Origin of the sequence: Prosthecobacter sp., assembly GCF_044227185.1 — a bacterium.
Taxonomy (GTDB): domain Bacteria; phylum Verrucomicrobiota; class Verrucomicrobiia; order Verrucomicrobiales; family Verrucomicrobiaceae; genus Prosthecobacter.
In genome coordinates, this window is the sequence record NZ_JBGAFO010000008.1 from 357,033 (window position 1) to 369,542 (window position 12,510).

General features: G+C 62.1%; 15 protein-coding genes and 2 pseudogenes. 14 read left to right on the forward strand and 3 right to left on the reverse strand.

Annotation, left to right across the window (positions count from 1 at the left end):
- Nucleotides 1-38: 38 nt before the first annotated feature.
- The 10 genes and pseudogenes from ACILSQ_RS20205 (at nt 39) to ACILSQ_RS20250 (ending at nt 6,270) form a co-directional block, all read left to right on the forward strand.
- A complete protein-coding gene (locus ACILSQ_RS20205) occupies nt 39-578 on the forward strand; it encodes an SRPBCC family protein (protein ID WP_395745462.1) in 540 nt (179 codons plus the stop codon).
- Between the two features lie 150 nt (nt 579-728).
- Nucleotides 729-1,199 carry a GyrI-like domain-containing protein gene (locus tag ACILSQ_RS20210; protein WP_395745463.1) on the forward strand — a complete coding sequence of 157 codons (471 nt, stop codon included), beginning with the start codon at nt 729-731 and terminating at the stop codon, nt 1,197-1,199.
- Entirely contained in the window at nt 1,196-1,957 is a 762-nt protein-coding gene (locus ACILSQ_RS20215) for a DUF899 domain-containing protein (protein WP_395745464.1), read from the forward strand. The genes ACILSQ_RS20210 and ACILSQ_RS20215 overlap by 4 nt, the downstream gene beginning before the upstream one ends.
- 42 nt (nt 1,958-1,999) lie before the next feature.
- A complete protein-coding gene (locus ACILSQ_RS20220) occupies nt 2,000-2,488 on the forward strand; it encodes an SRPBCC family protein (protein ID WP_395745465.1) in 489 nt (162 codons plus the stop codon).
- Nucleotides 2,489-2,539: 51 nt separating this feature from the next.
- On the forward strand, nt 2,540-2,980 hold the full coding sequence (locus tag ACILSQ_RS20225; protein ID WP_395745466.1) for a VOC family protein: 441 nt from the start codon (nt 2,540-2,542) through the stop codon (nt 2,978-2,980).
- 146 nt (nt 2,981-3,126) lie between these two features.
- A complete protein-coding gene (locus ACILSQ_RS20230) occupies nt 3,127-3,570 on the forward strand; it encodes a VOC family protein (protein WP_395745467.1) in 444 nt (147 codons plus the stop codon).
- A 15-nt stretch (nt 3,571-3,585) separates the two neighbouring features.
- Nucleotides 3,586-4,071 (forward strand): annotated as a pseudogene (locus tag ACILSQ_RS20235) (VOC family protein); the annotation flags it as partial.
- Between the two features lie 36 nt (nt 4,072-4,107).
- A pseudogene (locus ACILSQ_RS20240) lies at nt 4,108-4,500 on the forward strand (SRPBCC family protein); the annotation flags it as partial.
- A gap of 54 nt (nt 4,501-4,554) precedes the next feature.
- Entirely contained in the window at nt 4,555-4,950 is a 396-nt protein-coding gene (locus ACILSQ_RS20245; protein ID WP_395745468.1) for a hypothetical protein, read from the forward strand.
- Between the two features lie 48 nt (nt 4,951-4,998).
- Entirely contained in the window at nt 4,999-6,270 is a 1,272-nt protein-coding gene (locus tag ACILSQ_RS20250; RefSeq protein ID WP_395745469.1) for a Gfo/Idh/MocA family protein, read from the forward strand.
- An 84-nt stretch (nt 6,271-6,354) separates the two neighbouring features.
- Here ACILSQ_RS20250 and ACILSQ_RS20255 read toward each other — a convergent pair whose 3' ends face one another.
- Complete coding sequence (locus ACILSQ_RS20255) at nt 6,355-6,681, reverse strand: YkgJ family cysteine cluster protein (RefSeq protein WP_395745470.1); 327 nt, start codon at nt 6,679-6,681, stop codon at nt 6,355-6,357.
- Between the two features lie 178 nt (nt 6,682-6,859).
- On the opposite strand from ACILSQ_RS20255, the gene arsD reads away from it, so the two are divergent.
- The 4 genes from arsD to ACILSQ_RS20275 all read left to right on the forward strand — a co-directional run bounded on the left by arsD (nt 6,860) and on the right by ACILSQ_RS20275 (nt 11,194).
- Nucleotides 6,860-7,195, forward strand: coding sequence for an arsenite efflux transporter metallochaperone ArsD (gene arsD, locus ACILSQ_RS20260; RefSeq protein ID WP_395745471.1), 336 nt, complete (start codon nt 6,860-6,862; stop codon nt 7,193-7,195).
- Nucleotides 7,192-8,997, forward strand: a complete 1,806-nt coding sequence (gene arsA, locus ACILSQ_RS20265) for an arsenical pump-driving ATPase (RefSeq protein WP_395745472.1) — start codon at nt 7,192-7,194, stop codon at nt 8,995-8,997. The genes arsD and arsA overlap by 4 nt, the downstream gene beginning before the upstream one ends.
- A gap of 214 nt (nt 8,998-9,211) precedes the next feature.
- Nucleotides 9,212-10,486: an MFS transporter gene (locus ACILSQ_RS20270; RefSeq protein ID WP_395745473.1), complete on the forward strand. Its 1,275-nt coding sequence runs from the start codon at nt 9,212-9,214 to the stop codon at nt 10,484-10,486.
- Between the two features lie 156 nt (nt 10,487-10,642).
- Nucleotides 10,643-11,194: a DUF3833 family protein gene (locus ACILSQ_RS20275; protein WP_395745474.1), complete on the forward strand. Its 552-nt coding sequence runs from the start codon at nt 10,643-10,645 to the stop codon at nt 11,192-11,194.
- A gap of 4 nt (nt 11,195-11,198) precedes the next feature.
- On the opposite strand, the gene ACILSQ_RS20280 is transcribed toward ACILSQ_RS20275, so the two are convergent.
- Together ACILSQ_RS20280 and ACILSQ_RS20285 are read right to left on the reverse strand one after the other, a co-directional pair.
- Complete coding sequence (locus ACILSQ_RS20280) at nt 11,199-11,939, reverse strand: metallophosphoesterase (RefSeq protein ID WP_395745475.1); 741 nt, start codon at nt 11,937-11,939, stop codon at nt 11,199-11,201.
- An 11-nt stretch (nt 11,940-11,950) separates the two neighbouring features.
- Complete coding sequence (locus tag ACILSQ_RS20285; RefSeq protein WP_395745476.1) at nt 11,951-12,502, reverse strand: hypothetical protein; 552 nt, start codon at nt 12,500-12,502, stop codon at nt 11,951-11,953.
- Between the last annotated feature and the right edge of the window lie 8 nt (nt 12,503-12,510).

Sequence of the window (12,510 nt, forward strand, 5' to 3'; positions counted from 1 at the left end):
CCACCGCCACCGTTTCATCATCCACGACTACACATACCATGATCAAAAAAATCCTCCTCGTCCTCGTCGCCATCATCGCTGTCATCTGCATCATCGCATCTTTCCAGTCGGATGACATGAACGTCACCCGCAGCGCCACCACCACGGCTCCGCCCGCGACAGTGTTCAAAATCGTAAACGACTTCCGCCAGTGGGATGCGTGGTCTCCCTGGTCCAAGCTGGATCCCACGATGAAGAAGACGCTCGAAGGCCCGCCGGAAGGCGTGGGCGCCGTTTACAAATGGAGCGGCAACAACGAAGTCGGCGAAGGCAGCACCACGCTGGTGGAGAGCAAGCCGAATGAAAAGGTCGGCATGAAACTGGCCTTCGTGCGCCCCTTCGCCGGCACGAGCGATGTGCAGTTCACCTTCACCCCCGAAGGCAGCGGCACCAAAATCACCTGGGCCATGCAGGGCAAGAAACCCTTCGTCGGCAAGATCATGGGCCTCTTCATGGACTGCGAAAAAATGTGCGGCGACCAGTTCAACGAAGGCCTTGCCAACCTGAAGAAACTCGCCGAAGCCGCCCCGAAAGCCTAACCCAAGGAGTGGGGGTCTCCGACCCCCACGAAAACCCACGCGCTCACTTAAAACCCACGCGCTGACTTATCTTCCTAGCGTCTTCGCTTCGCTCATCCAGAAACGGGGTCAGAGACCCCGTCGCCTTGGCCCAATCCTCCCCTCCCCCCCATGCTCGGCGATCCCTCACCCCCCATCACCACCACGGCCCAGCCTGCCGCGGTGATCCATATCACCGTGCCGCGCGATCAAATCCAGGAGGTGATGGGCCCCGCCATTCAGGAAGTCATCGCCGCAGCCACAGCGCAGGGCATCGGGCCGAAGGGTGCCCTATTCGCGCACCACTTCGGCATGACGCCCGGCATCTTCAATTTCGATGTCGGCGTGCCTATCTCCGGTCCGTTGCAGCCCTCCGGCCGAGTCATCGCGGGAGAGATCCCCGCCGCCACCATCATCCGCACCGTTTACACCGGTCCCTATGAAGGCCTCGGCCAGGCCTGGGGAGATTTTCAGGACATCATCGAAGGCCAGGGGCACACGCTCGGCCCCAGCCTGTGGGAGCGCTACCTCTCCGGCCCCGAGTGCGGTGGAGACTCCTCCACCTTCCGCACGGAGCTCAATCAAACCATCGTCCCCTCATGACATCTCATACCACAGTCTCACAGGATGAGGCGCTGCAGGCACGCCGTGCGCTGCTGGCCAAAGAAAAGGCCCACATGGCCGCCGGCGACGAGCTGGCACGCCAGCGCCGCGAGCTGCCCTGGGTAAAGATCACCAAGCCCTACGTCTTCGACACGCCCACCGGTCAGCAGGTGATGCTGACGGACCTCTTCGATGGCCGCAGCCAGCTCTTCCTCTATCACTTCATGTTTGGCCCGGATTGGGAAGAAGGCTGCACCGGCTGCTCCTTCCTGTGCGATCACGTGGACGGCGCACGCCAGCACTTCGAGCATCACGATCTCTCCTTCGTCGCCGTGTCGCGCGGTCCCATCGAAAAGATCGAGGCCTATCGCCAGCGCATGGGCTGGAAGTTCCGCTGGGTCTCCGCCGCGCACACGGATTTCAATCAGGACTTCCACGTCTCCTTCCCGCCTGAGACCGTGAAGAAAGGCAAGATCACCTACAACTTCACCGAGCAGGACTACAACGCCGACTGCGAAGAACTCCCCGGCTTCAGCGTCTTTTTCAAAGACGAGGACGGCCAGATCTACCACACCTACTCCTCCTTCAGCCGCGGCGGCGAGGCGCTGCTGGGTGCCTATCAGTTCATCGACCAGACGCCGAAAGGCCGCATGGAAACCAAAAACGGCAACCTCATGGACTGGGTGAAGCGCCACGACCGTTATGAAAACGACGGCCGCACCTCCGAGAAAACCTGCTGCGGTTGCAGCGCCGCCTAGCGCCATCACCCTTCACCCCCATTTCAACATCCCCCCATCATTATGCCTCATCCCGCCCCCATCGAATCCCCGCTCTCCGAACGCGAACTCGTCCTCGTCCGTGAAACCGACGTCCCGCGCGAAAAACTTTTCGCAGGATGGACCACCCCTGAACTCTATCCCCAATGGTTCTGCCCCAAACCGTGGTATGTGACCGACGTCGAAATCGATCTGCGCCCTGGCGGTTTCAGCCGCATGACCATGTGTGGTCCCGATGGCGAGCGCTTCCCCAATGCGGGCGTGTATCTCGAAGTCGTGCCCAATGAAAAACTCGTCTTCACCGACGCCTACTCAGCCAACTGGGAACCCAATCCCAATCACTTCTTCACCGCCATCGTTACCTTCGAGACACTGCCTTCCGGCAAAACCCGCTACACCGCCCGCGCCCGCCACTGGACCAAGGAAGCCTGCGAAAAGCACGCCGCCATGGGCTTCATGGACGGCTGGGGCAAAGCGTTTGACCAACTCGTGGAGCTGATGAGCAAGCCGTGAATCAGGACGAATGACTGAAACTTTACCCCTATAACTTCACTCCCGCTGATCATGGCCCGCGTTTCCACCTATCTCAATTTCCCACGCAACACCGAAGAGGCCTTCGCCTTCTACAAGTCGGTGTTCAAGACCGAGTACCTCGGTCACATCGCCCGCTTTGGCGACATCCCCGCCAGCCCAGACTGCCCGCCGGCGGCGGAGGCGGACAAAAACCTCATCATGCACATCGCGCTGCCGACTCTGGGAGAGCACCTCCTCATGGGCACCGATGCGCCTGAGTCCATGGGCTTCACCTGCACCGCCGGCAACAACGTCCACATCAATCTCGAACCCGACACCCGCGAAGAAGCAGACCGCCTCTTCACCGCACTCTCCAGCGGCGGCAAGGTCGAGATGCCCATCCAGGACATGTTCTGGGGCGCCTACTTCGGCTCCTTCAGCGACAAGTTTGGCATCCAGTGGATGATCAACTGCATGCAGCCTAAACAATGACGAAACCAGAATGGCGAATGACGAATGACGAATGAAGTCCGAAACCGAGTTCTTCATTTCATTCATACTTCGTCATTCATTCGTCATTCCTCATTCTGGTTTCGTCATTTCCCTCTTCCGCAACACCCACACCTCTAATCTTACCTATGACCTCCTACATCCAGCCCTATCTCTTCTTCGGCGGCCGCTGCGAAGAAGCCCTTGAGTTTTACAAATCGGCCATCGGCGCGGAGGTGCAGATGTTTTTGCGCTACAGCGACAGCCCCGACCCCATGCCGCCGGACGCGCTGCCAGAGGGCTATGAGAGCAAGGTCATGCACGCCAGCTTCAAGGTGGGCGGCAGCGTCCTCCTGGCCTCCGACGGCTGCGGCGGCGAGGAGAGCAAGGGCTTCCGCGGCTTCTCCCTCTCGCTGGCCCTGCCGAGCGCGGCTGAAACAGACCGCGTGTTTGCCGCCCTGGCCGAAGGCGGCGCGGTGAACATGCCCCTGGGCAAGACCTTCTGGTCCTCACGCTTCGGCATGCTGCAGGACAAGTTTGGCATGGGCTGGATGATCACCATTGATCCCAGTGTTGATTCCATTTCCGCCTGAGCTGCCGCCCCCGCCATGCAAAAAATCAGCACCTTCCTGTGGTTCCATGAGAATGCCGAAGAGGCCGTGCGCTTCTACCTCGATGTCTTCAAAGACGGCCGCATCCTGCGCACCACCCGCTACGCCGAAGTACCTGAGGAGGAGAGACCGCCCTGCCCTCCTGCAGGCACCATCATGACCATCGAGTTCGAGCTCTTTGGCCAGACCTACACCGCTCTCAATGGCGGCCCCATCTTTACCTTCAATGAAGCCATCTCGCTCGTCGTCTCCTGCCAGACTCAGGAGGAAATCGACCACTACTGGGATGCCTTCACCGCCGGTGGCGGCAAGGCCGTGCAGTGCGGCTGGCTAAAGGACAAGTTTGGCGTCTCCTGGCAGATCGTCCCCTCCATCCTCGGAGACCTCAATGCGGACAACGACCCGGCCGTCGCCTCCCGCGTCACCCGGGCCATGCTCAAAATGGTCAAGCTCGACATCGCCGCGCTCGAAAAGGCCGCCGCGCCTCCTCCGGATCACTCCACCGAGATCATCAGCACCCGCATCTTCGCGGCGAACCGCGAGCGGCTTTTTGCCGCCTTCAGCGATCCCGCCCAACTGGCGCAGTGGTGGGGGCCGAAGGGATTCACCAACACCTTTGATGAGTTCGATTTCCACCCCGGTGGCGAATGGAAATTCACCATGCACGGCCCCGATGGCAAGGACTACGCCAATCACGCCCGCTTCCTCGAGATCGTGCCTGCCGAGCGCATCGTCTATGAGCATGTGGCCCCGCATTTCCGCATGACCATCACGCTGGCGGATGCCGGCACCGGCACGCACATGACGTGGTGCATGCAGTTTCCCACCGCGGAAATGTGCGAACGCTTCAAGCCCGTCTGCGTGCCGTCCAACGAAGAAAACTTTGACCGGCTGGAAGCCCATCTGGGTTAGGCCGGCTCCGCAAATCTGCTCATCCCACATCATTCACCACTCACCCCATACGCCATGAAATACCTCACACTCGCCGCCTCCATCATGCTCGGACTGCTGTTCATCACGGTCTCCTGCATCTTTTTCTTCGGAACCATGCCTGAGCAAAAGCTGAACCCGAACGAAGTTCACTTCATGGCCGCCTTCGGGCCCACGGGCTACATGAAGTTTGTGAAGGTGTTCGAGCTGCTCGGCGGCATCCTGCTCCTCGTGCCCAAAACGCGCAATCTCGGCCTGCTGTGCGTCGGCCCTGTCATTGTGAACATCCTCGCCTACCACCAGCTTGTTAAAGGGGATGGCATCCTCAACCCCATGCTGGTCGCCATTGCCGTGCTGTCCCTGTTTCTGCTGTGGTCAGAGCGCAAGGCCTGGGCTGCCCTGATTCATCGAGCGCCCGTAGCGAACCGATGAAAGGTCGGGTGGTCAGACGCGGTTCACACCTGCGTCCCAACCACCACCATGACCACGCGCCGCTCCTTCCTTGCCACCACCGCCCTGACCGCCGCCACGCACGCGTTTGCGGCGCCGAAAGACAACGACATCAAGATCGCCCTGATCGGCTGCGGCGGGCGTGGCACCGGCGCCTGCAATCAGGCGCTCTCCGCCGGCTCCACCATCAAGCTCGTCGCCGTGGTGGATCCCCTGGAAGGCAAGGCGCAGGCGGCGCTGGACATTCTGAAGGGAAAACACGAAGGCCAGGTGGATGTGCCGCCGGACCAGGTGTTCACGAATTTCGAAGACTACACGAAGGCCTTCGCACTCGCGGATGTGGTGCTCATCACCACGCCTCCCGGCCCGCGCCCCTTCCTGTTTGAGCAGGCGGTGAAGGCTGGGAAGCATGTGTTCATGGAAAAGCCGGTGGCGGTGGATGCCGCGGGCGTGCGCCGTGTGCTGGCCGCTTCGGAAGAAGCGAAGAAAAAGAAGCTCAATGTCACCGTGGGCTTTCAGCGCCGCTACCAGCCCAGCTACATCGACATGATCGAGCGCATCCACGCCGGCGAGATCGGTGACCTCGTGTTTGGCCGCGTGTACTGGAACGGCACCTCCCGCGCCGGATTCCCGCGCCTGCCGGGCGAAAGCGAAATGCACTACCAGATCCGCAACTGGTACTTCTTCACCTGGATGAGCGGGGACCACATCCTGGAGCAGCACTGCCACAATCTGGATGTGGCGAACTGGGTGATGAAGGGCGTCATGCCCGTCAGCGCCGTGGGCCAGGGCGGGCGTCAGGTGCGCAAAGCGAAGGAGAACGGCACCATCTTTGACCACCACACCGTGGAGTTTGCCTATGAGAACGGCATGCGCATCCTCAGCCAGTGCTGCCAGATCGGCGGCAAGTGCGCGAAGGATGTGAGCGAGCACTTCCACGGCACCAAGGGCGCGGCCGATCTGGCGAACAGCGGCAAGTTCCTCATCAACGGCCAGCCTCCAGGCGGCAAGCGCCTGCGCAACAAGGAAGACCCGTATCAGCTCGAGCACGACGCCCTCTTTGAAAACGTCCGCACCGGCAAAGTACGCAACGATGCCGACTACGCCGCGCATAGCACCATGATGGGCGTCATGGGCCGCATGGCCACCTACACCGGCCAGGTCATCACCTGGGAGCAGGCCATGAACTCCAAGGAAGAACTGGTGCCCGACAACATCACCTGGAACACTGAGCCGCCGGTGAAGCCGGATACGGAGGGGTGGTATCCGGTGGCAATACCGGGAACGACGATGCCGGTGTAAGGGTAAAAAAATTGAGGGTAAAAAGATTTTCCCAATCTCTGATTCTGAAATTTTTTTACCCAAAATCTTTTTACCCCAATCATCTCACGCCATCGCCCCCAGCCCATGTGCAGCGCGTGCCTGCAGGCACTTCTCATCTCCGATCTCCACGCTCCGGCACGGCGTGGTGCGCTGCTCGTAGATGCGGCATGAAACACACGAGCCAATTTCGCCTTCCAGATTCACGCATCGCACGGGCTTCTGCTCCGTGCCGCGAAAGCACACCTGCCACGGACTCACCTGCACCAGCAGGCTTTCATCCAGCCCACGCTGCACCGCCTCCTGCCAGTAGAAGGAGACGCGGTAGTGCGCGCAGCAGGCGCCGCAGCTCTGGCAGGAGAAGGTTGGGGGTGAGGGCGGAACGGCAGGCATGTGTGGGCGCAGAAAGGCTGGCGGCACATTGAAGAGAGGACCCGGGCCGGTCAAAGAATGACAATCATTGCACACATCCGGACATTTACTTGGCTTTTTAACCAAATAGTCTGCTCTCAGAAAAGGTGCCTTATTCAAACCCGCACGCCAGCCAGACAGCTAGCCACACACATATCCCATGAAAACGGTACAGGTCTATGATCCGCCCATGTGCTGCTCCACCGGCATCTGCGGCCCGAATGTCGATCCAGATCTCATCAACTTCGCCGCCATCCTCTACCAGCTGGCCGGACAGGGAGTGAAGGTGGAACGCCAGAATCTCGGGCAGCAGCCCATGGCCTTCGCACAAAACCCGGCGGTCAAAGAAGCGCTGCAAAAAGAAGGCACCGCCGTGCTGCCTCTGATCTTCCTCGATGGAGAGATCTACATGAAAGGCCGTTACCCCAACCATGACGAGCGTCCGGCCTTCTTCCGCGCCGCGCTGGGTATCAAGGAGAAGGAGGCAGCATCATGAACCTGCCGCCTTATGTACCTGATCCCTCCACGACCACGCGCTTTCTCTTTTTCACAGGCAAGGGCGGCGTGGGAAAGACCTCCCTGTCATGCGCGGCGGCATTGAAGCTCGCCGAGGCCGGCAGGCGGGTACTGCTGGTCAGCACCGATCCGGCCTCCAATCTCGACGAAGTGCTGGAAACCCGGCTGACCAATCGCCCCACCCCCATTGCAGGCGCGCCGGGACTGGAGGCGATGAACATCAATCCCGTCGAGGCAGCCGCTGCGTATCGCGAGCGCCTCATCGGGCCCATGCGCGGCCTTCTGCCCGAGGCGGCGCTGCGCAGCATGGAGGAGCAGCTCTCCGGATCCTGCACCGTGGAGATCGCGGCATTTGATGAGTTCTCCGGCCTCATCGGAAACCCCGAGGCCGTGCAGGCCTATGACCACATCATCTTTGACACCGCACCCACCGGCCACACGCTGCGGCTCATGAGCCTGGCCAGGGCCTGGGATCAGTTTCTCGAAAGCAACACCAGCGGCACCTCCTGCCTGGGCCCACTGGCGGGTTTGGAAAAGCAGCGCATCATTTACGAGGCCACGGTCAGAACGCTGGCGGACGCAGCAGCCACCACGCTCGTGCTCGTCAGCCGTCCCCAAGGTGCCGCCCTGCGCGAGGCGGAGCGCACCTCCAAAGAGCTGCGCGCCATCGGTGTGGGAAATCAATGCCTCATCATCAACGGCACTTTTGAAACCCAGTGCGCAAAAGACCCGACCGCACAGGCCCTGCAGCAGCGCGGCATGGCCGCCCTGGAATCGGCGGGCGGCTTCATCCGCAGCATGCCCAGCTTCATCGTTCCGCTGCGTGCCATCAATATCCTCGGCATCGCCGGACTGCGCGTGCTGCTGGGTGGCGGTGCCCACGGCACTCTCACGCCTCAGACGGCAGAGAGCTGGACTCCACCCCAAATGGAAAGCCTGGCAGATCTCGTCAGCGCCATGGAGCAGCAGGGCCATGGTGTGATCATGACCATGGGCAAAGGCGGTGTGGGCAAGACCACCGTGGCCGCAGCCATCGCCGTCATGCTGGCCCGGCGCGACCACTCCGTGCATCTCAGCACCACCGATCCTGCCGCGCACGTGGCCCAGACCCTGCATGGCCGGGTGGAGGGGCTCACGCTCAGCAGGATCGACCCGGCGGCGGAGACCGCCGCCTATCAAAACGAAGTGATGCAGGCCCAGGGCAGCGCGATGGATGACGCAGGCCGCGCCTTGCTGGAGGAAGATCTGCGCTCCCCGTGCACCGAAGAAATCGCCGTGTTTCGGGCCTTTGCCCGCGAAGTCGGCCAGGGTGCCAGCCGCTTTGTCGTGCTGGACACCGCTCCCACAGGCCACACCCTTTTGCTGCTGGATGCCAGCGAGGCTTACCACCGCGAGCTGGAGCGCCAGGCCCGCAGCACCCAGCCCGAGCACGTGCTCAGGCTTCTCGAGCGCCTGCGCGATCCCGATTATACCCGCATCCTGCTCGTCACGCTGCCAGAGGCCACGCCCGTCCATGAAGCCGCCGCCTTGCAGGCAGACTTGCGCCGTGCGCACATCGAGCCCTTTGCGTGGGTTATCAATCAAAGCCTGCTGCACAGCGGCACCTGCGATCCCCTGCTGCAATGCCGCGAGTCCTCCGAGCACCGCTACCTGCGCGAGGTGGTGGAAAAACAGGCCTGCCGCACCGCGTGGCTGCCCTGGCAGCCTGAGGAGCCTGTGAGGCCCGAAGCGCTCGCCCACCTGGCATCCTCATCTCTGCAGACCGCCCGGGTGCACTCGTAAGCATCTCTGCTTTTCTGCGCGATGATGAACCCGTGCAGCTCCGCGCTCTTGCAGCCCCCTGGTCTGCTCTTAAATCGCTGCCCGCATCCGCTTTCCCCTCTTGTGCGATGCCAGGCGCTTTGAGTAAAACCGCGAACCTGCTGAAATGTGGCTGCGCTCCGGCACGTCACTCATGCGCGCCACAACCGGCCTTCTGCATTCCCCATCTCCGCCCATGTCTTCCGCTTCTCCCAAATGGTACTCCACCGTCACCCGCTACCAGTGGCTGGTGCTGCTCGTCGCCTCCCTCGGCTGGGTGTTTGACGCCTTTGAGGGGCAGATTTACAACCTGACGCGGGCGGACATGCTGCCGGAGCTGCTGCATGTAAAGGCCGACGACGCCCTGGTGAAGGTCTGGGGCGAGCGCTTCCTCGGCATTTTCCTTCTCGGCGGCACCTTCGGCGGCCTGCTGTTCAGTTCCCTGGCGGACAAGTGGGGGCGCAATCCGGTGATGGCGCTCACCATTCTCTTCTACTCGCTCTTCTCCGGTGTCACCGCCTTTGCCAGCGAGATCTGGCAGGTGGGAGCCCTGCGCTTTCTGGTGGCCATGGGCGTGGGGGGCGAGTGGGCTGTGGGCGCGGCGCTCGTGGCAGAGGTCTTTCCCAAGGAGGCACGCGAGCGCGCGGGCGGCATCTTCCATGCCACCAGTGTGGCCGGTCTGTGGCTCGCGGCGGCATCGGGACTTTATGTGGGCAGCCAGTGGCGTACGGCGTACCTGCTGGGCGTCATCCCGGCACTGCTGGTGCTGTGGGTGCGCATGAGCATCAGGGAGCCCGAAGCGTGGAAGGAAGCACGGGCCGCCAAGGCAAAGCGCATGGGCAGTTTTGGCGAACTGCTCGGTACTCCGCGCTGGCGCTCGCGTGCGATCTTCGGTGCCTTGCTCGCCATGGTCGGGCTTGCCACGTTTTGGGGCGTGGTGGTCGCGGGCCAGGATATTGCCGCCAAGTTTTTGCAGGATGCCAATGATCCCGACTGGGCCAGCAAATCCAAGATCGCCTTCGGCTTCATTCAAACCGCCGGCGCGGGTGCAGGCATGGTGGCCTTCGGTCCGCTGAGCGCCCGCTGGGGCTGCAAGAAGACCTTTGTCATCATGCATCTGGCCGCGCTGGCCATGACGCCCATCGTCTGCTGGCTGCCCTCGTATGCTGGCAGCTACACGCTGCTGCTGGTGCTGCTGCCCCTCTTCGGTTTCTTCGCGCAGGGCATCCATGCGGGCTATGCCGCCTATTTCCCCGCGCTCTTCCCCACGCACCTGCGCGCCACCGGCTCCGGCTTTTGTTTCAATACCGGCCGCCTCCTCGCCGCTCCCGTGCTCATCTGGCTCAGCGCCTGGATGAAGTCAGAGCTGGATCTGCGCACGGCCATCACCTGCCTCGGCGGCTTCTTCCTGCTGGGCCTTCTTTTCCTCGCCTGCCTGCCGGAGACGCACGGGGAGGATCTGCCAGAATGAGTTCCTGAGCCGGCCCGGCAGGCGGGATGCCTACGGCCATACCCAGCGTGAATGGCGAATGCTTGTCATGACGCCACATTCCCGGCATCCTTCCTGGTCTGCATGGTCCGGCCGGGCGCTGCATGCCCTCACCTCTTCACAGTCTCACCTCAAACCATGAGCCTCGTGTCCCATGCTCTGGCCTGGGTCACGCTCGGGCTGTGCCTCTGTGGCGGCCTTGCCTCCTGCAGCGGGTCGCGTGCGCGGGACTTCGCGGACAAAGGGCCGCCGCTGGACCCCAAAGCCTATTTCTCCGGTCACCTCCAATCCAGCGGCATGGTGCAGAACCATGGCGGAAAGGTGCGCGATGAGTTTACCACCCGCATCCATGGCGTGCCGAGCCAGAAGGGCCTGCTGCTCATCCAGGATTTCACCTTTGCCAGCGGGCGGAAGGTGCACCGCGTGTGGGACATCGACGTCCTGGACGCTCACCACTTCGAAGGGGAGGCCAGTGACGGCGTCGGCCTCGCCCGTGGTGAAGCCTGGGGCAATGCCTTTGAGTGGAACTACACGCTGGCCGTCCCGAAAGGCGGCCGCAAATTCGACATCAACTTCCACCAGATCATGCTGCTGCAGCCGGACGGCACGTTGCTGAACCGCGCGCAGTTTGGCAAATTCGGCCTGCGGCTCGGGACGGTGACGGAGTCTTTTCGGAAACTGCCTCGATGACCCTTCAGGCCATCACAAGCCTTTCAAACTGCAAACGGCCCGGCGCGGCGCCCGTCACCAGTGTGGCATGCAGGGGGCCGTCCATGTTCTGCCCCGCATTGACGACATTCGTCCTCCCAATCTGATCGTGCCACACCCCGCGTTCGATTGGCGTGCCGTGGTCGTGACCGCAGACCACCAGGTCAGGCTGATGCTCCTCCACGGCATCCCGCCACCACTCATGGCCTTCGGTCGGAGAGCCCGCGGTGGAGATCTGCGTGCCAGTCGGTGGTTCGTGCATGACCCACAATCGCTTCGCAGCAGCTCCGTAGTCCGAGAGCAGGCGGTTCAGCCAGAACGAATAATGCTCGCCGCCCAGCGGGTCGCCTTCGCTGAAAGCCTCCTCCTGCCCCATCGCACATGGGAAGCCCACCACGCCGATGTCTCCGATCATCGCAAAGCCACCGTTCAGCCGCAGGGGCTTCCGGTCTCGCATGGACTTCCAGGCGTCCGCAAACGCCAGCCAGTTCTCATCCTCATGGTTGCCCCGCACGAAGAACAAAGTCGGCGCGATGCTTTGCAGCTCCACCGCGCATTGCGTCGGCGTGAGCTGCCGTGTCTGCCCATACGGCAGCATGCCCGTGCCATGCAGGAAATCACCGCCCAGGATGACCGCATCCAGCTTGAGTTCGTCCGCCAGCTTCACCAGGGCGGTGTAGAGCACGGCACGCTGATGCAGATCAGTGGCGATGAGGATGTGTGACATGCGCTCATGCATCACCCGCCTTTGACCTGATGCAAGAGCCTCTCCGTGGACAAATCCCACAGCGGCCGGTGGATGAGAAAACGAAAGGGCGCGCGACTCGCCACGACGAGCGCCGCCAGCTCACGCTCCGTCAGTTCTTCCACCGGCCTGCCAAACAGCCGCCTGGACACCTGATGAATCCCCGCTTTCCCTGCTCCATCGTTCACGCACGCGCAGTAGAGAAGGTCCCTCTCCTCCGCGGAAAAGTGCAGCCAGAGTGACGCGCCCCAGGAGAACGCCCGCGCATGCCGGCGCAGAGAAGTCGTGTCATCCAGCCCATGCTTCGCTAGAAGGCATCTGGCGGTATGATGGTCAGGCACGCCCTCCGCATGCATGCAGCGTCTGAAAAAAAGCGGCAGCGCCGGAGTCGCCGCCCTTTGCGCCTCGATCATCCGCCTCATCTCCGGCAGCCGCGGCTGAAAGGAAACGACGTCTGAACGCAGAAACAAAACGCCCACGCCAGCCACCGTCAAGCCGACAAGCAGCAGCGGGATCAGCACGAGCAGCTTTACAAGGCGTCTCACACTGATGG